Consider the following 18,829-nt stretch of genomic DNA (forward strand, 5'->3'; position numbering starts at 1 on the left):
TCATGCAAAACGCCCCTTTGAGTGCTCTGCTACCCGACGCGCTGGTGATGGCCGCGGTTGTCGTCGCGTGGCTCAACGATACGTTCGTCGGCCCGGCCGGCCGGCGCACCACGTATCTGATCGCGCTATTCTCGACGCTTGTCGCCGGCATCTGGTTCGCGACGCTTGCACTCGACCCGGTTCAGCACTACTACTTCACGCGCATGTATATCGTCGACCCGTTCGCGAGCGTGATGAAGGCGGTGGTGACGCTCGGCTACACGGTCTCGATCATCTACTCGCGCAAGTATCTCGAAGACCGTAACCTGTTCCGCGGCGATTTCTACCTGCTCGGCATGTTCTCGCTGCTCGGACAGCTGATCATGATTTCGGGCAATAACTTCCTGACGCTGTATCTGGGCCTCGAACTGATGTCGCTGTCGCTGTATGCGGTGATCGCGCTGCGCCGCGACGCATCGCAGTCGAACGAAGCGGCGATGAAGTACTACGTGCTGGGCGCACTCGCATCGGGCTTCCTGCTGTACGGCATCTCGATGATCTACGGCGCGACTGGTTCGCTCGAGCTCAACGAAGTGCTGAAGGCAGTCGCATCGGGCCGCATCAACGACGTCGTGCTGCTGTTCGGCGTGATCTTTATCGTCGCGGGTATCGCCTTCAAGATGGGCGCGGTGCCGTTCCATATGTGGGTGCCTGACGTGTACCAGGGCGCGCCGACCGCGATGACGCTGATCGTCGGCGGCGGGCCGAAGGTGGCCGCGTTCGCGTGGGGCCTGCGCTTCCTCGTGATGGGCCTGCTGCCGCTCGCGGTGGACTGGCAGGAGATGCTCATCATCCTCGCGGCGCTGTCGCTGATCGTCGGCAATATCACCGGTATCGTGCAGCGCAATGTGAAGCGGATGCTCGCGTACTCGGCGATCTCGAACATGGGCTTCGTGCTGCTCGGTCTGCTCGCGGGCGTGGTCGACGGCAAGACGTCTGCCGCAGCAAGCGCATACGGTTCGGCCATGTTCTACAGCATCGTCTACCTCGTGACGACGCTCGGCTCGTTCGGTGTCGTGATGCTGCTCGGCCGCAAGGATTTCGAAGCCGACACGCTCGACGACTTCAAGGGCCTCAACCAGCGCAACCCGGTTTACGCGTTCGTGATGATGGTGATGATGTTCTCGCTCGCCGGCATCCCGCCGACGGTCGGCTTCTACTCGAAGCTGGCCGTGCTCGAGGCGACGATGAACGCCGGCCTCACGTGGCTCGCGGTGCTCGCGGTTATCACGTCGCTGTTCGGCGCGTTCTACTACCTGCGTATCGTCAAGCTGATGTATTTCGACGAGCCGCAGGACACGACGGTGATCGCCGCCGATTCGAGCAAGCGCCTGCTGCTTGCGCTGAACGGCGTTGCGGTGGTCGTACTCGGCATCGTGCCGGGCCCGCTGATGACGGTCTGCCTGCAGGCTATCTCGCACACGCTGCCGCTTTAAACGATGTCGGCAGCCGGGTGGTTTATCGTGCTGTTGGCGCTGGTCGGCGCCAACCTGCCGTTCGCTAACCAGCGTCTCTTTGCGGTCGTGCCGATGAAGGCCGCGAAGAAGAGCGCGTGGATCCGAATTGGTGAAATGATCGTGCTGTATTTTATTGTCGGCGCGTTCGGCTTCATGCTCGAAGCGCGTGCCGGCAACCGTTTCGAGCAGGGCTGGCAATTTTACGCAATTACTTTCAGCCTGTTCGTCGTATTCTCGTTTCCTGGTTTCGCGTTTCAATATCTCGTCAAACGGCGCTGACGGCTCCAGCCGCGGCGCCTGGTCTTCCAGAGGTCGCATATGGCTGAACGTACCGGACATCCGGAACAGCATCATTTGGAACATCACGCCGCCCTGAACGAAACGCGCGTGTCGAGCAAACAGGTGTACAAGGGGCCGTTCATGACGGTCAACCTTGACGTGGTGCGCCTGCCCGACGGCAAGGAAGCGACGCGCGAATACGTCGTGCATGCGGGCGCGGTGATGGTGATTCCCTTGCTCGACGACGGCCGTGTGCTGCTGGAGCGGCAGTATCGTTACGCGACCGGCAAGGTGATGATCGAATATCCGGCCGGCAAGCTCGATCCGAACGAGGACGAGCTCACCTGCGCGAAGCGCGAGCTCGAAGAGGAAACAGGCTATACGGCGCGCGAATATATTTACCTTACGCGCATCCATCCGATCATTTCCTACTCGACCGAGTTTATCGACATCTACCTCGCGCGCGGCCTGACGGCGGGCGAGCAGAAGCTCGACGAGGGCGAGTTCATCGAGACCTTTACCGCGACGGTGCCCGAGGTATCGGAGTGGATCCGCAGCGGCGAGCTCAGCGACGTGAAGACGATCATCGGCACGTTCTGGTTGGAGAAATTCCTGTCCGGCACGTGGGCCGTTCCGGCCCCCGTCGAAGGCTGAACGACGACGCGCGAAAGGCCGAAATCCGAAATAAAAGCGTAAGAGGCGCAGCGCCCGGCTGAACATCGCTGCGCTCGCGCCCGATCGCGACGTCGCACGAAAAGATGCGGTGAAGCGCGGCCCGCGTAGCTCACGCGGGAGTACCATTGTGCCTTCCGGGACGATCCCCACATAAGAATGCCGATACCGGCGAGCCGACACCGGCAACGCCGTTTTAGAACGATCGTTCATAAACCATTTTTTTGCGCTAAACTCGTACGCAAGCCCTGATTCCAGATGAAGGTCCTCGATTTACAGTGTCCGCACGGCCATCGGTTCGAAGGGTGGTTCGCTTCCGCTGAAGACTTCGAATCGCAGGCGGCCAAGCACCTTGTCGAATGCCCGATTTGCGGCGCCAAGGAAGTGAGCCGTTTGCCGTCCGCGCCGCGCCTCAATCTGTCGGGCGCAAGCGGCGCACAACCGGGCGCCGCAGCCAATGCATCACCCGCGCAGCAGGAGTGGCAGGCGCGGGCAATGCGGGCGCTGCGCGAAGTGCTGGAAAAGACTGAGAATGTGGGCGACCGCTTCGCCGAGGAAGCGCGGCGCATTCACTACAACGAAGCGCCCGCACGCAATATTCGCGGTGTGACGATACCCGAAGATGCGAAAGCCCTGGTCGAAGAAGGCATCGACGTGATGCCGCTGCCGCTTCCCGCCGCGCTGAAAGAGCCGCTGCAATAACGTGCACTAGCGTGCACGTAACGTGCGCGGTATCCGGCGGCCTGGCGTCAAACGCGAAACGGCCGCGGCAGGGAGCATCCGCGCATGGACCTGAACTACACGCCCGCCGATAACGCATTTCGCGCCGAGATTCGCGCGTGGCTCGAGGCGCATCTTCCGCATGCACTGTCCGACAAGGTCCTCCGGCACAAACGTCTGAATCGCGACGACTACGCGAGCTGGCACCGGATAGCCGGCGCGCGCGGCTGGTCCGCGCCGGCGTGGCCGGCCGAATTCGGCGGCCCCGGCTGGAACGCGACGCAGCGCCATATCTGGGACGAGGAATGCGCGCGCATCGGCGCGCCGATGGTGCTGCCGTTCGGTGTATCGATGGTCGCGCCGGTATTGATGAAATACGGCAGCGACGCGCAAAAGCAGCGCTATCTCCCACGCATTCTCGACGGCACCGACTGGTGGTGCCAGGGCTACTCGGAGCCGGGCGCCGGTTCGGACCTCGCATCGCTGCGCACGCGCGCCGAGCGCCGCGGCGACCACTACCTGGTGAACGGCCAGAAAACCTGGACCACGCTCGGCCAGCACGCGGACATGATGTTCTGTCTCGTGCGTACCGATGGCGATGCGAAAAAGCAGGAGGGCATCTCGTTCCTGCTGATCGACATGAAAAGCCCCGGCATCACGGTGCGGCCGATCATCACGCTCGACGAAGAACACGAAGTCAACGAAGTCTTTTTCGAAGACGTCGAAGTGCCGCTCGAGAATCTTGTCGGCGAGGAAAATCGCGGGTGGACTTACGCGAAGTATCTGCTGGGCCACGAGCGTACGGGCATCGCGCGCGTCGCGAATTCAAAGCGTGAGCTTGCATTCCTCAAGCGTCTTGCGCTCGCGCAGAAAAAGAACGGCAAGCCGCTGCTGCATGACCCCGTGTTCGCCGCAAAGGTCGCGAGCCTCGAGATCGATCTGATAGCGCTCGACGTCACGGTGCTGCGCGTCGTCGCGAACGAAACGCAGGGGCGCGGGCCGGGACCGGAAGCCTCGCTGCTGAAAGTCAAGGGCACGGAGATCCAGCAAGGCCTGACCGAACTGATGTTCGAAGCGATCGGTCCGCTCGCCGCGCCGTTCGACGTGCCGTTTCTCGAAGGCGAACGCGCACGCAGTGTGACCGGCGACGACGATGCCGCGCCGCTTGCCGCGTACTACTTCAACTATCGCAAGACGTCGATCTACGGCGGCTCGAACGAAATCCAGAAGAACATCATCGCGCAGATGATGCTCGGACTTTGAGGAGCGGCGCATGGACTTCACGTTCAACGACGAACAGCAGCAGCTCGCGAACGCGCTGCGCCGGTATCTGGACAAGGAGTACGGCTTCGATGCGCGCCGCGCGATCATTGAATCGGACGCGGGCGTGTCGAGCGCACATTGGGCCGGATTCGCCGAACTCGGATTGACCGCGTTGCCGGTGCCCGAAGCGCAAGGCGGATTTAGCGGCAATGCGATCGATATGCTGGTCGTCATGCAGGAGCTGGGCCGTGCGTTAGCGGTCGAGCCGTACTGGGCGACCGTGGTAGGTGTCGAGGCGCTGCGGCTTGCGGGCGGCGGCGGTGAAGACGACAACACGCTGCTCGAAAGCGTCGCACAAGGCGTACTCAAACTCGCCGTCGCGTTTCACGAGCCGGATGCGCGCTACGACCTGTTTGCCGTCAATACGAAGGTCACGCACCAAGGCGGCCAATACAAACTCGACGGCACGAAGTCGGTCGTGCAGCATGGCGCACAAGCCGATTACTGGATCGTCCCCGCTCTCGTGAATACCGGCGAAATCGCCTTGTTCATCGTTGCGCGCGACGCGGCCGGTGTCGACATCACGGACTATCGGACCATCGACGGCCAGCGTGCCGCAACGCTCAAATTCACGCAAACGCCCGCGCGCGCGTTGAAAGGTGTACACGCCGGCGCGGCGACGCTCGAGCGCATCGCGGACTACGCCACTGTCCTGCTATGCGCCGAAGCGCTCGGTGCGCTCGATGCGCTGAACGCGGCCACCGTCGAATACACGAAAACGCGCCAGCAGTTCGGCGTGCCGATCGCGCGCTTCCAGGCGCTGCAGCATCGGATGGTCGAGATGATGATGCACACCGAACAGGCGCGTTCGCTCACGTATCTGGCGGCGGTCCGCTATGCCGCGAACGCCGATGACGATGAACGGCGCCGTGCCGTGTCCGCCGCGAAGGCGCGTATCGGGCAGGCCGCGCGCTTCGTCGGCCAGCAGGCGATCCAGCTGCACGGCGGCATGGGCATGACGAACGAAGTGATGGCGGCGCATCTGTTCAAGCGCCTATCAATCATCGAAACGACGCTTGGCGATGTCGACCATCATCTCGCACGCTTTGCCGCGCTGCCCGGTTTTGCCGCCGTCGATTGATCGCTTCGGGCCAATTCAAATTCAAACAGATGGGGTAGACATGGGGATCAGCTACGAAGATTTCGAAGTGAACAAGGCATACGAAATCGGCGAGCACACTTTCACGCGCGACGAGATCGTCGCGTTCGCCAGGCAGTTCGATCCGCAGCCGTTTCATGTGGATGAAGAAGCGGCCGCCGCATCGGCGTTCGGCACATTGGTCGCAAGCGGCTGGCACACGTGCTCGGTGATGATGGGGCTGCTTGTGCGCAATGCGCTGGGCGGCTCGACGTCGATGGGCTCGCCCGGCATCGACGATATCCGCTGGCTCAAGCCCGTGCGTGTCGGCGACACGATACGCATGACGTCGACCGTGCTCGACAAGCGTGTGTCGGCGAGCAAGCCCGACCGCGGCATCGTGACGACGCAATGGACCGGCATGAACCAGCGCGGTGAGACCGTGATCACCGTGCGCGCCAAAGGCATCTACGGCTTGCACAATCCAGGAGCGGCCGCATGACGGCGAACGCGAATATCCTGCCTATCGACAGCGCCGACGGCGTGCGCGCGCTGATCGGCGCCGCGCCGCGCGTGAGCGCATGGGTCGAGATCGATCAGGCGAGCGTCGATCGGTTTGCGGAAGCGACCGGCGACCGTCAGTGGATTCATGTCGACCCGCAGCGTGCGCAACGCGAATCGCCGTTCGGCGGCCCGATCGCGCATGGATTTCTGACGCTGTCGCTGATACCCGTATTGCTCGAGCGCACGCTGCCGCTTAAACAGCGCTTCGGCGTGAATTACGGCTTGAATCGCGTGCGTTTTACGGCGCCGCTGCCGGTCGGCTCGCAGGTGCGCGCGAGCTTTGCCGTCGCGAGCGCGACCGACGCGGAGCAGGGCGGCCTGCAGGTCGTCTGGAATGTGACGCTCGAGCGGCAGGGCAGCGAACGGCCCGTGTGCGTCGCCGAATTCATTACGCGCCACTATTTCTAGCCCGGTGCGGGACTCGAACCCGCACCCTCCTGCGCATATTTCGCGAACTCGAGCTTGGCGATCGCATTGCGATGCACTTCGTCGGGACCATCGGCGAAGCGCAGCCAGCGTGCGGTTGTGTACGCATAAGCGAGCGGAAAATCGTCGCTCATGCCAGCTCCGCCGTGCGCCTGAATCGCCCAGTCGATCACCTGACACGCCATGTTCGGCGCGACGACCTTGATCATCGCGATCTCGCCGCGTGCGCCTTTGTTGCCGACCGTGTCCATCATGTACGCGGTTTTCAGCGTCAGCAGTCGCGCCTGCTCGATCATGCAGCGCGCTTCCGCGATACGCTCCTGGGTGACCGTTTGCGCGGCGATCGGCTTGCCGAATGCAACACGCTGCAGCACGCGTTTCGACATCAGTTCGAGTGCGCGTTCGGCGAGACCGATCAGCCGCATGCAGTGGTGAATGCGGCCCGGTCCAAGCCGGCCTTGCGCGATCTCGAAGCCACGTCCTTCGCCGAGCAAAAGATTCGACGCCGGCACACGCACGTGATCGAGCGTGATCTCCATGTGGCCGTGCGGCGCGTCGTCGTAGCCGAACACCGTCAACGGCCGATGCACGGTAATGCCGGTCGCGTCCGACGGCACGAGGATCATCGACTGCTGCTGATGGCGCGGCGCATCGGGGTCGGTCTTGCCCATCACGATAAAGAGCTTGCAGCGCGGGTCGCCTGCGCCCGAAGACCACCATTTGTGCCCATTGATCACATAGCTGTCGCCATCGCGCGTGATGCGCGTCTGGATGTTGGTTGCATCCGATGACGCAACTTCCGGCTCCGTCATCAGAAACGCGGAGCGGATCTGTCCTTGCAACAGCGGCTCGAGCCATTCGCGCTTGTTCTCTTCGCTGGCATAACGCTCGAGTGTTTCCATATTGCCCGTGTCGGGCGCATTGCAGTTGAACACTTCGGGCGCCCATGGCACGCGTCCCATAATCTCGCAAAGCGGCGCGTATTCGAGATTCGTCAGTCCGGCGCCGCGTTGCGAATCGGGCAGAAAGAGGTTCCATAGGCCCGCATCGCGCGCACGCTGCTTCAGTGTTTCGATCAGTTCGGTCGGCACCCACGCGTTGCCGTTCTGCCGGTTCAGCGCGATTTCGGCGGCGAACGCGCGCTCGTTCGGATAGATATGCTCGTCGAAAAAGGCGAGCAGTTTTTCGCACAGCGCCTGCACTTTCGGGGTGTAGTCGAAATTCATCGTTGCCTCTTTAATGGCCCACTCGGTGACTCACGCAGTTGCCTGCTCAGTTGTTCAGTTATCTGCTCATTGCCCAATCAGCGCACCTTCTGCGCGTAGCGCCAGGCGAGCTCGGCCATCGGCCGCGCGCGGCGGCCCGCATCGAGTGCCTGCGCGCTGGCCGCGGTGCCGTCGACGACGCGCTTCATGATCCCCTGCAGAATCGCCGCGATGCGGAACATGTTGTACGCGAGGTAAAAGTTCCAGTCGCCGCGAATCTCGAAGCCCGTGCGCGCGCAATAACGTTCCACATACGCGGCTTCGTCGGGAATGCCGAGCGCGCGCCAGTCCAGACCTGCGATGCCGCGAAACTGCGCGGGATCGACATGCCACGCCATGCAGTGATACGCGAAGTCGGCGAGCGGATCGCCGAGCGTCGACAGTTCCCAATCGAGTACCGCTAGCACGCGCGGTTCCCGTGCATCGAAGATCAGATTATCGAGCCGGTAATCGCCATGCACGATCGACACGTGCGACGCGCTTTCGTTCGGAATATGCTGTGGCAGCCAGTCGATCAGCCGTTGCATCGCATCGATCGGTTCGGTTTCGGACGCGAGATATTGCTTGCTCCAGCGGCCGATCTGCCGCGTGAAGTAGTTGCCCGGTTTGCCGTAGTCGGTCAGTCCGACGTTTGCCGGTTCGACGGCATGAAGCGCCGCGATCACGCGGTTCATCTCGTCGTAGATGGCGGCGCGTTGTTCGCCTGTCATGCCGGGCAGCGATGGATCCCACAGCACGCGGCCGTCGACAAACTCCATCAGATAGAACGCGCGGCCGATCACGCTTTCGTCTTCGCATAGCGCGAGCATCTGCGCGACCGGCACATCGGTGTCGCGCAATGCATGCATGACGCGGTATTCACGTTCGATTGCATGCGCCGATGGCAGCAGCTTTGCCGCCGGGCCCGGCTTCGTGCGCATCACGTAGGCGCGCGAAGGCGTGATCAGCTTGAACGTCGGGTTCGACTGGCCGCCCGCGAACTGCTCGATGGTGAGCGGCCCTTTAAAGCCGTCGACATGCGAGGCGAGCCATGCAGTCAGTGCGCCGGCGTCGACGCGCTGCTGGTCGTTCACCGGCCGTGTGCCGATAAATGCGGAATAGTCGGTGCTGCCAGGCGCCGCATTGGGCGTCGTTGTTTGCCGCATTGTCTCCTCCTAACGCTTGTTTGAGCGTCTCAGCCGGATGCGTTAACTCTGCTTCTTGTATTGACTGAACTGCGCGTACAGCATTTCCATTGTCGTATTGCGAATGTCCCGATGCAGCGGTGACGGCGGCGAGTGATTGATCAGACGCAGCACCCAGTCGCGCGGCGCGTCGCCGACGTCGAGCGCATTGATGCAGCCCGTCGCCTGCGAAAGATGTCCATAAAACGTGCGGCCGCCAGCGGAAAGCGCGTGCGACAGGATCGCGCGATTCACGCCGCCGTGCAGCACGAGCAGTACGCAATCCCAGGTTTTGTCATCGCGTAGCGCGCCAAGCGCGGGCAACACCCGATCGAACAGCGCGCCGATCGTTTCGCCGCCGAGAAACTGCGTGTTCTCAGGGACGATGCCGTCGAAGATGCCGAGAAACGCTGCTTCGATATCGGTGTCCGGAATGCCGCCGAGTTTACCGCCGCGGATTTCGAGCCACGCGGGCTCGAGCTCGATGTCGATCTGCTGGCGCGTCTCGTTGAGCACGCGCTGCGCCGTTTCGACGGTGCGCGGCAGGCCGCTGGCGATCACGCGGTCGAAGCGGATCTGCTGTTCGGCGAACGCACGGCCCGCCGCGCTCGCCTGTTCGCGGCCGTCCGCGTTAAGCGGCACCGTGTCCGGGTCGATCATGCGGCCCGAGCCGTCGAAGTAGGTGACGTCTCCATGCCGCATCAGATAAATCCGGCGGCGTTTCGGTAATTGGTATTGAGGCATGGTGTTGAGCGCTAAAGGCCGCCGCAATTACTTGTAAATGGGCGCGCGTTTTTCAAGGAACGCGCTGATGCCTTCGAGCGCATCGCGATGCTGGAGCGACGCAACGAAGCTGTCGCGTTCCGCAACGAGATGCGCGTCGAGCGGCTGTGTGCCGGCCGCGCCGATCAGCGCCTTGATGCGCGTGGTCGCATTCGGCGACAGCTTGCCGAGTTCGTCGGCCCATGCGAGCGCCGTGTCGCGCACCGCGCCCGGTTTCGCGAGCCGGTTCACCACGCCGAGTTCGTACAGACGCGCCGCGCCAATCGGCTTACCTTCGATCAGCACCTCGGTTGCGACCTGACGCGGCAAGGCGCGTGTGAGAAACCACGACGCGCCGCCGTCGGGCGTGAGGCCCACGCGCGCATACGACATCACGAATTTCGCATCGTCGGCGGCGACGATGAGGTCGCACGCAAGCGCGAGCGAAAAACCGGCGCCGGCTGCCGCGCCTTCGACCGCGGCAATCACCGGTTTCGTCGATGCCTGCAGGGTCGCGATCCATTCGCCGAGCAGGTCGATATTGCGCGCCTGCACGGACGGATCCTTCGCGCGGTTTTCAAGCAGCCGGTTCAGATTGCCGCCCGCGCAGAAGAACTGGTCGGCGCCGGTCAGCACGATCGCGCGTACCGATGCGTCGCGTTCGGCCGTTTCGATCGCTTCGATGCCGGCCGCGTACATGTCAGGATGCAACGCGTTGCGCGCGCCGGGGTTCGATAGCGTCAGCACGAGCGTCGATTCGCTTTCGGCGGGGCGCGCGGCGAGTAGTTCGGCGGTCATTGCGGTTGCTCCCTGGAGTTCGGTGTATCGGTCGTGTCGGTATCCGCGTCGGCGGCGTCGGGCTGCGTCAGCGACAGGCCGAGTTGCGCGCGCCGCGCGAGCCACGGCGAAGGGCGGTAGCGCGGGTCGCCGAGCACGCGATACATGTTGCGCAGAATCGTCAGGATGGTTGGCGCGCCGAGCGCATCGCCGAGTGCGAGCGGGCCGCGCGGATAGCCGAGGCCGAGCGTGACGGCGAGGTCGATGTCTTGCGGCGTCGCGATTTGCCGCTGGGCGATATCGCAGCCGATATTGACGATCGTCGCGACGACGCGTTGTGCGACGAAGCCCGCCGAATCGCGGATCACGGTGACGGGCACGCCATCGGCGGCGAACAGCGCATGCGCGCTGTCGCGTGCCGCGCGCGTGGTTGCGGGCGTGGTCATCAGCGTACGGCGCGGTGTGCCGACGGAAGGAAACAGCGGGAACAACGCATCGACGGCAACGACGCGTGTCGCATCGAGTTGTTCGTCGAGCGCGGCGGTCGTCGCATCGAGCCCGAACGGCGCGACGACGATCAGTGAGTCAGCGGCGGGCGTGGCGCCTGTGTCGAGCGCGACACCAGCCTGCTCGACGAGCGCCTGCACTGCATCGTGCGCCTGCATGTTCTGCTTGCTGATCCAGACACGCCGCGGCAATGCGACGGTCGGTGCGGGCGCGTCCTGCGGCGCCTGCTGCTTGCCGTCGACATAGCGATAAAATCCTTCGCCCGCCTTGCGGCCGATCAATCCGCCCGCCAGCCGCGTTGCCGTGATCGGCGACGGCGTAAAGCGCGGCTCTTCATAGAACTGGTGGTAGATCGACTCCATCACCGGATGCGACACGTCGAGCGCGGTCAGGTCGAGCAGCTCGAACGGGCCGAGCCGGAAACCGGCCTGCTCGCGCATGATGCGATCGACATCGACGAAGCTCGCGACGCCTTCGTCGGCAATGCGCAAGCCCTCGGTATTCATGCCGCGTCCCGCATGATTGACGATAAAGCCCGGCATATCCTTCGCGCGCACGGGTGTATGGCCCATGCGGCGCGCGAGATCCATTAACGCGTTGCCGGCGGCCGGATCGCTGCGCAGACCGTCGATCACTTCGACGACCTTCATCAGCGGCACCGGATTGAAGAAGTGATAGCCGGCCACGCGCGACGGCGTGCTGCAGCCGGCAGCGATGGCGGTAATCGATAGCGACGACGTATTCGATGCGAGCACGCAGCGGCCGCTCACAATCGACTCGAGTTCGCGAAACAGCGCGCGCTTCGCGTCGAGTTTTTCGACGATGGCCTCGATGACGAGATCGCAATCGGCGAATTCCGCGAGCGCCCGCGCGCCCGATATTTTGGCGAGCGCGGCGCGTGCAGCGATGTCGTCGAGCTTGCCTTTTGCGGTGAGTTTCGCGAATGTGTCGGCCAGGTAGTCGCGCGCGGCGGTCACCGCGGACGCGTTCGTATCGAACAGGCGCACCGTGAGCCCGGCGAGCGCTGCGATCTGCGCGATGCCGCGGCCCATTGCGCCGGTACCGACGATGCCGATGGTTTCGATGCCGGTCTGGCCCTGGCGGCCCGTGTGGCCGCCGCGATCGTCGCGACCGTCCTGACCGTTCTCGCGGGAGAGGGGAGTCATTGCGTCGTTTGTCTCCATGGTTACCTTAAAATATCACGGCCGAACCGGCTATGGCGGTTTCAGAGGCTGCAACGTCGCGTGGCGGCATGTCAGGCACTGGGCATGACGACGCTGTGGATAGGGCAATGCAGGCAGTTTTAATGCCTGACGATAAATGACCATACAGGGAGACATCGAATGATCAGGCTATGCGGCTTCTCGCTGTCCAACTATTACAACAAAGTCAAATTTGCGCTTCTCGAACACGAGATCCCTTTTATCGAAGAGACGGTGCTCGCGAGCCAGGACGATGCGATGCTCGCGCATTCGCCGCTCGGCAAGGTGCCATTCCTGATCACCGAGCACGGCAGCCTCTGCGAATCGCAGGCGATTATCGAGTACCTCGCCGCTTGCTATCCGGAGAAACAGATTTTCTCGCGTGACCCTTGGGAAGCGGCGAAAGAGCGCGAGATGATGCTGTTCGTCGATGTGCATCTTGAACTCACCGCGCGCAATCTGTACAAGCAGGCGTTTTTCGGCGGCACGGTGACCGATGCGACGAAAGGGCGTGTCGAAAAACTGCTGACGCGTTATATCGGCGGCTTCAGGCGATTGGCGCAGTTCGGGCCGTATCTGCGCGGCGATCGATTCAGCGTTGCCGATTTCAGCGGCTTCGTGCATTTGCCGCTCGTCGGTCTGGCGACGCAGCAGGTGTATGGGCGCGACTTTCTCGTCGAGGCGGGTATCGACTGGAAAAGCTACTGGAAAGCGATTAACGTGCGTCCGGCCGCAGAGCGCGTGACGGCCGATCGCAAGGCGTATATGGAAGCGACGCGCAAAGCGTAAAGCGTATGCGCGTCGCGTCACGTCACGTCACGTCACGTCACGTCACGTCACGTCACGTCGCAAGGTGGGGGGGGGCTGTGTGGTGCGGTTCGTCGCGTGTTGGCGCGCAATCAGAGACGCGCGAGACGTTCGAGTGCCGTGGCGAGCGTCTCTTCCTTCTTCGCGAAGCAGAAGCGCACGACGCCCGATTCATGCGGCTCGTGATAGAACGCCGATACCGGAATCGCTGCGACACCGATCTCGCGCGTGAGCCACATCGCGAACTCGGCCTCAGGCAGATCGCTGATCGCCGAATAATCGACGCACTGGAAATACGTGCCCGTGCTCGGCAGCAGACGGAAGCGCGAATTCGCGAGGCCCGCGCGGAAGAAGTCGCGCTTCTGCTGATAGAACGCGGGCAGATTCAGGTATGGCGCCGGGTCCTGCATATAGTGCGCGAGGCCCAGCTGCATCGGCGTATTCACGGTGAACACATTGAACTGGTGAACCTTGCGGAACTCAGCCGTCAGTGCCGCCGGCGCCGCGACATAGCCGACCTTCCAGCCCGTCACGTGATAGGTCTTGCCGAAGCTCGACACGACGAAGCTGCGCTGCGCGAGCTCCGGATAGCGCGCGACGCTTTCGTGCGGCGCGCCGTCGTACACCATGTGCTCATAGACTTCGTCCGAAAGAATCAACACGTTGGTGCCGCGCACGATCGCTTCGAGCTTGCGCATGTCGTCGGCGCGCCACACGGTGCCGGTCGGATTGTGCGGCGTGTTGATCAGAATGAGCCGCGTCTTCGGCGTGATCGCGGCGGCGAGCCTGTCGAACGGAATCGCATAGTCGGGCGCTTCGAGCGTGACGAACACGGGCTTGCCGCCTGCGAGTTCGATCGACGGCAGGTAGCTGTCGTAAGTCGGCTCGATCACGATCACTTCATCGCCGGGATGAACGGCGCAGAGAATCGCGGTAAGCAGCGCCTGCGTGGCGCCGGCCGTCACCGTAATCTCGCTTGCCGCATCGTAGCGGCGGCCATACAGGTTGGCGATTTTGTCCGCGATCGCTTCGCGCAGCGGCGCGATGCCGGCCATCGGCGGGTACTGGTTGTGGCCTGTGCGCATTGCGTCCGTCACCGCGTCGACAATGCGCGGATCGCATTCGAAGTCCGGAAAGCCCTGGCCCAGATTCACTGCGTTCTTCTCGACCGCGAGCGCGCTCATCACGGTGAAGATCGTGGTGCCGACATTCGGCAAGCGGGACGGAAACGAAGGCGTGACGGGCGTGTCGTTCGGTGCATTCATGGCGCGGTCCGAAAAGCGTGAGCAAAAGGGTTGAGAGGCGGGCGTCGGTGTGCGGCTAATTAGATCGTTATGCGGGAGCGGGTTCTTCGTCGTGTGCGTCGTGCGCGTCGTGCGATAAGCATGCCGCGACGAACTGCGCCGGCTGTCCAATCCTGAAACCAAAATCGCGTTCGACACGGCGTGCGAGCTTCAGCACCGCGCGGTCTTTCGATACGAGCCACTGCGCGCGGCTGCGGTGCGCGAGTTCGATGAACTTCTGGTCATCGCGGTCCTTGCATTGCGGCAGTGGCTTGGTTGCGAGCGCAGTGTCGTCGTTGCTGTCGTCCGGTGCGGGCGGTTCGATCAGATAGGTCAAACGGACCAGGGTGTCGAGCGCGGCCTGTTTATCGACGGCGCGTTTCGCAAACTGCGGGTAGTCGAGCACATAGGTCAGTTCGCCCTGGCAGCGCGCATCGATCAGCGCACACAGCGCGCCACGCTCGAGCGCGGCGCGGATCGGGCGCGTGTGCGGATCGTCGAACACGAGGATGTCGATCCACACGTTCGAATCGAGCACGATGCGGGGCGCTTTGTTGTGCACATCGTGCGGCGCGTGCTGTCGCTGCCGCGCGCCGTCAGATGCCGCGGCATCTGCTACGGACGACGGCGCATTGAGCACAGGGCGCGGGGCAAGGGAAACGGGCATGCGTTACATTCGCTACAATCGGGCTTTCGTCTTTGACCGACAGGCACGGCGTGCCTGAAAGCCTCTATGATAATCGTTCTGTCGCCGGCGAAATCGCTCGACTACGAAACCCCGCCGCACGTCAGCAAGCACACGATTCCCGATTTCGTCGACGATGCCGCCGAATTGATCGGCGGCTTGCGCGAGCTGTCGCCGCAGCAGATCGCGTCGCTGATGGATATTTCCGATCCGCTCGCGCAACTCAACTTCCAGCGTTACGCCGACTGGTCGCCGCGCTTTGGCCAGCACAACGCGAAGCAGGCCGTGCTTGCGTTCAATGGCGATGTCTACGAAGGGTTCGACGCGCGCACGCTGTCTGCCGCCGACCTCGACTATGCGCAGAATCACGTGCGCGTGCTGTCGGGCCTGTATGGGCTGCTGCGTCCGCTCGATCTGCTGCAACCGTACCGGCTCGAGATGGGCACGCAATTCGCAAACGCACGCGGGAAGGACCTGTATGCCTTCTGGGGCGAGCGCATCACGCAGGCGTTGAATGCACAGCTGAAGCGCAATAAGGGCGCCTCGCGCGTGCTGGTCAATTGCGCGTCGAACGAATACTTCAGGTCGGTCAAGCCGAAGCTGCTCGATGCACCGGTTTTAACGACGGTATTCGAAGACTGGAAGGGCGGCCAGTACAAGGTAATCAGCTTTCACGCGAAGCGCGCGCGCGGCTTGATGGCGCGCTTTGCCGTCGAACAGCGGATCGCCGAGCCCGAAGGGCTCAAAGGCTTCGATTCCGAGGGCTATGCGTTCGATGCCAAAGCATCGAACGATGCTACCTACGTTTTTCGCCGGCGCGTCGCAAGCTGACGGACGGCAATGGGCTGAACAGGTAAACAGCAGTAGCGCTAACAAGGCAGGAACATACGATGACGCTTTCGATCACGAGCAACTTCGACGCCGGCGCAATCGAGGTGCTGTCATGCGAGCACGCTGATGACATCCGTCTGCGCGTGCGGCGCGACAGCCATGCGGAATTCGCGCAATGGTTCTACTTCCGCCTGTCGGGCGCGCGCGGCGAGCGCTGCGTGATGAAGTTCGAGAACGCCGGCGAGTGCGCGTTCGCCGAAGGCTGGCGCAACTACCACGCGATGGCGAGCTACGATCGCGTGAACTGGTTTCGTGTGCCGACCACTTATGATGGCCGCGTGCTGACGATCGATCACACGCCCGAGTTCGACCGCATCTACTACGCGTATTTCGAGCCGTATAGCGAAGAGCGGCACGCGGAGTTTCTCGGCGCGGTCCAGCAGATGCCGCATGCGACGCTGACCGAGCTGGGCAAGAGCGTTGAAGGGCGGCCGGTTTCGATGCTGACGCTTGGGACGCCCGAAAGCGATGATGCCGCGGCGGTCTTTGCCGCTGCGAACGCGGGCGCGGGCGTCGGGTCTGGCGCCGGCGCCAGGGCGAAGAAGAAACGCATCTGGATCATTGCGCGCCAGCATCCGGGCGAAACGATGGCCGAATGGTTCGTCGAGGGGCTCGTCAAGCGGCTCGCGGGTTGGGGCGACTGGGCCGGCGACCCGGTCGCGCGCAAGCTCTACGATCATGCGGTGTTCCATATCGTGCCGAATATGAACCCCGATGGCAGCGTGCGCGGCAACCTGCGCACCAATGCGGTCGGCGCGAATCTGAACCGCGAGTGGATGGAACCCGATGCTGCGCGCAGCCCCGAAGTGCTCGTCGTGCGCGACGCGATTCGCGCGACCGGCTGCGATCTGTTCTTCGATATTCACGGCGACGAAGTGCTGCCGTATGTGTTCGTCGCGGGCTCGGAAATGCTGCCGGGCTTCACGGAGCGGCAGGCCCGCGAGCAGACGGCGTTTATCGAAGCGTTCAAGCAGGCGAGTCCCGACTTTCAGGATAAGTACGGCTACGAGTCGAGCAAGTATCGGCAGGATGCGCTGCGGCTCGCGTCGAAATTTATCGGCAACGAGTTTGGGTGTTTGTCACTGACGCTCGAGATGCCGTTCAAGGACAACGCGAATTTGCCCGACGAACGCGTCGGCTGGAACGGCGAGCGCAGCGCGGCGCTCGGCGCGGCAATGCTGCATGCGATCTTGCGGCATGTGGAGGCGTTCGCGTCGCAACGGATCAGCGCGGGCCGGCGACCACTCTTCACGCCGGCCCGGCCTCGCGAGTGATCAATGCTTCTTTTTGGTCGATGACGTCGACTTGTGCGTTGCCGACGATTTTGCCGCTGGCGCCTTGCTCGTTGTTTTCCCAGTGGACTTCGCGCTCGACTTCGTCGTACTGGACTTGGTTGTACTGGACTTCGTGGTGCTCGACTTTGCCGCGGATTTCCCGCCTTTTGTCGTCGAGCCTTTCTTCGACGCCTTGCCCGTCGCTTTTTTCGTCGAGGTTCCGTGGCCGCGCGCCACCTGTTTGCCATGCGCACCCACTGCGGCCGTGGGGGCCGGCGCTGCTTCGCTGCGCGCTGCCGGCCGTAATGGCGGCACCGGGTCGTTCCATGAGAACGCGAGCATCTGCGTGCCGACATAGCCGCAGCGGAAGTGCAACTCGTCCGGATCGCCGCCGTTCGTGCGAATACCGAGACCGTCGACGGTCACGATGCTGTCGACCTTCACGCGCTGCTTGCGCTCGTCGAACGAGTCGTTCCACGGCGTGACCGACGAATGCACGGTGTCGAACGCGGTGGGCGGGAATTCGACGCGATCGAATGCAGTCGACGTGCTCGCAACAAAGCTGCCGTGCGCGGCACAGTCCGCCACGAGCGGATCGGCATGCATGTCGTTGACGAACTGATTGACGAGCTGATTGTGCTGCTCGAGCTGATCGGCCAACGCCAGCGTGGGAGAGGCGAGCGCTACGCCCGCTACCCATACCGCGATCCGGCCGACCAACCGCAGCAAGTGGCGCGGCAAGCGGCGCGGTACGTTGGTGCGATCCATCTTGTAATGAATGACGCATCCGCTACGCGCACGGCGCGTAAGACGCGCAATCGGAACGCAACAGAAGCACGAAACTGGAGAACAAAAACAGCGGAATGATTCAGGACATCAGCCGAATAAGATGCGCTGATACCGAACTGAGTTCAATCGTGACACAAATATTTTAAATCGTCGTGACCTGGGCCGGGTCACGCCGCGGGCGAGCCGCGGGTTCAGGTGCGTGGGCCGCCGAGACGATAGCGGCGCACGTCGTAGGTCGTGACCCACGCGGGCCGATAGACGGCGATCAGCGCGGTGGCCATGCCGGTGAACCACGCTTCGCCTGACGCGAGCAAAAAAACGCTGAACGCATAGCCCGCCGGGATGACCTTCATCGAGCCGTCGGAAAGGCCGATATGCGCGGCCAACGCGGCAGCCGATGCGACCGTCACCGCGATGGCCGGCGACACGAAGCCCTGGCCGAAGATGAACATGAAGAGGTTGCGCGGCAGCCACGCCTTGGAGATGCGCTGCAACAGCGCGGACACGCCGACCGGCAACGCGCCGAAGATCAGAAACGTGAGCGCGATGCCTTGCCACGGCGCATCGAACACGAGCGCCGCGAGGCCGACAACGGCGGCCATGGCCAGCAGCGCGAGCGCCCAGTCGAACAGCGTGACGACGAGCGTGGCACCGAGCAGATGTAGCACGGTGCCATCTTCGAGCCATGCGTTGCTTGCCCACAGCACCGACACCGCGACGATGATCGCGAGCCACACGTGCTGGAGCACCGAGTCCTGAAGACGTTTGAAAGGGTTCTTCAACAACGCGAGCGCGAGCAGCGCCGCAGCGGCGATCCAGCCACCGACAGCGACCCATAGCGGAAGCGGAGTATAGAGGAAACCCAT

19 protein-coding genes and 1 pseudogene are annotated in these 18,829 nt (G+C 63.1%); 11 read left to right on the plus strand and 9 right to left on the minus strand.

Annotated features, from left to right (window positions below; all coding sequences use genetic code 11):
* Window positions 1–2: 2 nt before the first annotated feature.
* The 8 genes from nuoN to KZJ38_RS08440 all read left to right on the plus strand — a co-directional run bounded on the left by nuoN (window position 3) and on the right by KZJ38_RS08440 (window position 6,540).
* Window positions 3–1,475, plus strand: a complete 1,473-nt coding sequence (gene nuoN / locus KZJ38_RS08405; protein WP_219799618.1) for an NADH-quinone oxidoreductase subunit NuoN — start codon at window positions 3–5, stop codon at window positions 1,473–1,475.
* A 3-nt stretch (window positions 1,476–1,478) separates the two neighbouring features.
* Window positions 1,479–1,775: a DUF2818 family protein gene (locus KZJ38_RS08410; RefSeq protein WP_219799619.1), complete on the plus strand. Its 297-nt coding sequence runs from the start codon at window positions 1,479–1,481 to the stop codon at window positions 1,773–1,775.
* Window positions 1,776–1,814: 39 nt separating this feature from the next.
* Window positions 1,815–2,429 carry an NUDIX domain-containing protein gene (locus tag KZJ38_RS08415; protein WP_219799620.1) on the plus strand — a complete coding sequence of 205 codons (615 nt, stop codon included), beginning with the start codon at window positions 1,815–1,817 and terminating at the stop codon, window positions 2,427–2,429.
* A gap of 276 nt (window positions 2,430–2,705) precedes the next feature.
* Window positions 2,706–3,149: a DUF1178 family protein gene (locus KZJ38_RS08420; protein ID WP_219799621.1), complete on the plus strand. Its 444-nt coding sequence runs from the start codon at window positions 2,706–2,708 to the stop codon at window positions 3,147–3,149.
* Between the two features lie 84 nt (window positions 3,150–3,233).
* A complete protein-coding gene (locus tag KZJ38_RS08425; protein WP_219799622.1) occupies window positions 3,234–4,430 on the plus strand; it encodes an acyl-CoA dehydrogenase family protein in 1,197 nt (398 codons plus the stop codon).
* A gap of 10 nt (window positions 4,431–4,440) precedes the next feature.
* Window positions 4,441–5,571 carry an acyl-CoA dehydrogenase family protein gene (locus KZJ38_RS08430; RefSeq protein WP_219799623.1) on the plus strand — a complete coding sequence of 377 codons (1,131 nt, stop codon included), beginning with the start codon at window positions 4,441–4,443 and terminating at the stop codon, window positions 5,569–5,571.
* Window positions 5,572–5,611: 40 nt separating this feature from the next.
* Window positions 5,612–6,070: a MaoC family dehydratase gene (locus KZJ38_RS08435; RefSeq protein ID WP_219799624.1), complete on the plus strand. Its 459-nt coding sequence runs from the start codon at window positions 5,612–5,614 to the stop codon at window positions 6,068–6,070.
* Window positions 6,067–6,540 carry a MaoC family dehydratase gene (locus KZJ38_RS08440; RefSeq protein WP_219799625.1) on the plus strand — a complete coding sequence of 158 codons (474 nt, stop codon included), beginning with the start codon at window positions 6,067–6,069 and terminating at the stop codon, window positions 6,538–6,540. Before KZJ38_RS08435 ends, KZJ38_RS08440 begins: the two co-directional genes overlap by 4 nt.
* Here KZJ38_RS08440 and KZJ38_RS08445 read toward each other — a convergent pair.
* The 5 genes from KZJ38_RS08445 to KZJ38_RS08465 form a co-directional block, all read right to left on the minus strand.
* A complete protein-coding gene (locus tag KZJ38_RS08445) occupies window positions 6,537–7,784 on the minus strand; it encodes an acyl-CoA dehydrogenase family protein (RefSeq protein ID WP_219799626.1) in 1,248 nt (415 codons plus the stop codon). The two genes, KZJ38_RS08440 and KZJ38_RS08445, sit on opposite strands and share 4 nt — an antisense overlap.
* A 77-nt stretch (window positions 7,785–7,861) precedes the next feature.
* A complete protein-coding gene (locus KZJ38_RS08450) occupies window positions 7,862–8,968 on the minus strand; it encodes a phosphotransferase (RefSeq protein WP_219799627.1) in 1,107 nt (368 codons plus the stop codon).
* A gap of 42 nt (window positions 8,969–9,010) precedes the next feature.
* Window positions 9,011–9,730, minus strand: coding sequence for a histidine phosphatase family protein (locus tag KZJ38_RS08455; protein WP_219799628.1), 720 nt, complete (start codon window positions 9,728–9,730; stop codon window positions 9,011–9,013).
* Between the two features lie 27 nt (window positions 9,731–9,757).
* Complete coding sequence (locus KZJ38_RS08460; protein WP_219799629.1) at window positions 9,758–10,546, minus strand: oxepin-CoA hydrolase, alternative type; 789 nt, start codon at window positions 10,544–10,546, stop codon at window positions 9,758–9,760.
* Window positions 10,543–12,084 carry a 3-hydroxyacyl-CoA dehydrogenase gene (locus KZJ38_RS08465; RefSeq protein WP_246641742.1) on the minus strand — a complete coding sequence of 514 codons (1,542 nt, stop codon included), beginning with the start codon at window positions 12,082–12,084 and terminating at the stop codon, window positions 10,543–10,545. The genes KZJ38_RS08460 and KZJ38_RS08465 overlap by 4 nt, the downstream gene beginning before the upstream one ends.
* A 291-nt stretch (window positions 12,085–12,375) precedes the next feature.
* Here KZJ38_RS08465 and KZJ38_RS08470 point away from each other — a divergent pair, with 291 nt between their 5' ends.
* Entirely contained in the window at window positions 12,376–13,023 is a 648-nt protein-coding gene (locus KZJ38_RS08470) for a glutathione S-transferase family protein (protein WP_219799631.1), read from the plus strand.
* A 110-nt stretch (window positions 13,024–13,133) separates the two neighbouring features.
* Here KZJ38_RS08470 and KZJ38_RS08475 read toward each other — a convergent pair whose 3' ends face one another.
* Complete coding sequence (locus KZJ38_RS08475; protein ID WP_219799632.1) at window positions 13,134–14,306, minus strand: pyridoxal phosphate-dependent aminotransferase; 1,173 nt, start codon at window positions 14,304–14,306, stop codon at window positions 13,134–13,136.
* A gap of 67 nt (window positions 14,307–14,373) precedes the next feature.
* Entirely contained in the window at window positions 14,374–14,991 is a 618-nt protein-coding gene (locus KZJ38_RS08480) for a putative toxin-antitoxin system toxin component, PIN family (RefSeq protein WP_219799633.1), read from the minus strand.
* A 66-nt stretch (window positions 14,992–15,057) separates the two neighbouring features.
* Here KZJ38_RS08480 and yaaA point away from each other — a divergent pair, with 66 nt between their 5' ends.
* Window positions 15,058–15,840 (plus strand): peroxide stress protein YaaA, encoded by a 783-nt coding sequence (gene yaaA / locus KZJ38_RS08485; RefSeq protein ID WP_219799634.1) that lies wholly within the window; start codon window positions 15,058–15,060, stop codon window positions 15,838–15,840.
* 59 nt (window positions 15,841–15,899) lie between these two features.
* Window positions 15,900–17,114 (plus strand): annotated as a pseudogene (locus tag KZJ38_RS08490) (M14 family metallopeptidase); the annotation flags it as partial.
* Window positions 17,115–17,174: 60 nt separating this feature from the next.
* Here the strand turns inward: KZJ38_RS08490 and KZJ38_RS08495 are convergent.
* Both KZJ38_RS08495 and KZJ38_RS08500 read right to left on the minus strand, forming a co-directional pair.
* Window positions 17,175–17,942 carry a BspC domain-containing protein gene (locus tag KZJ38_RS08495; RefSeq protein ID WP_219799636.1) on the minus strand — a complete coding sequence of 256 codons (768 nt, stop codon included), beginning with the start codon at window positions 17,940–17,942 and terminating at the stop codon, window positions 17,175–17,177.
* Window positions 17,943–18,154: 212 nt separating this feature from the next.
* Window positions 18,155–18,829, minus strand: a complete 675-nt coding sequence (locus KZJ38_RS08500) for an energy-coupling factor ABC transporter permease (protein ID WP_219800179.1) — start codon at window positions 18,827–18,829, stop codon at window positions 18,155–18,157.

The sequence above is a fragment of the Paraburkholderia edwinii genome (genome assembly GCF_019428685.1).
Taxonomy (GTDB): Bacteria; Pseudomonadota; Gammaproteobacteria; order Burkholderiales; family Burkholderiaceae; genus Paraburkholderia; species Paraburkholderia edwinii.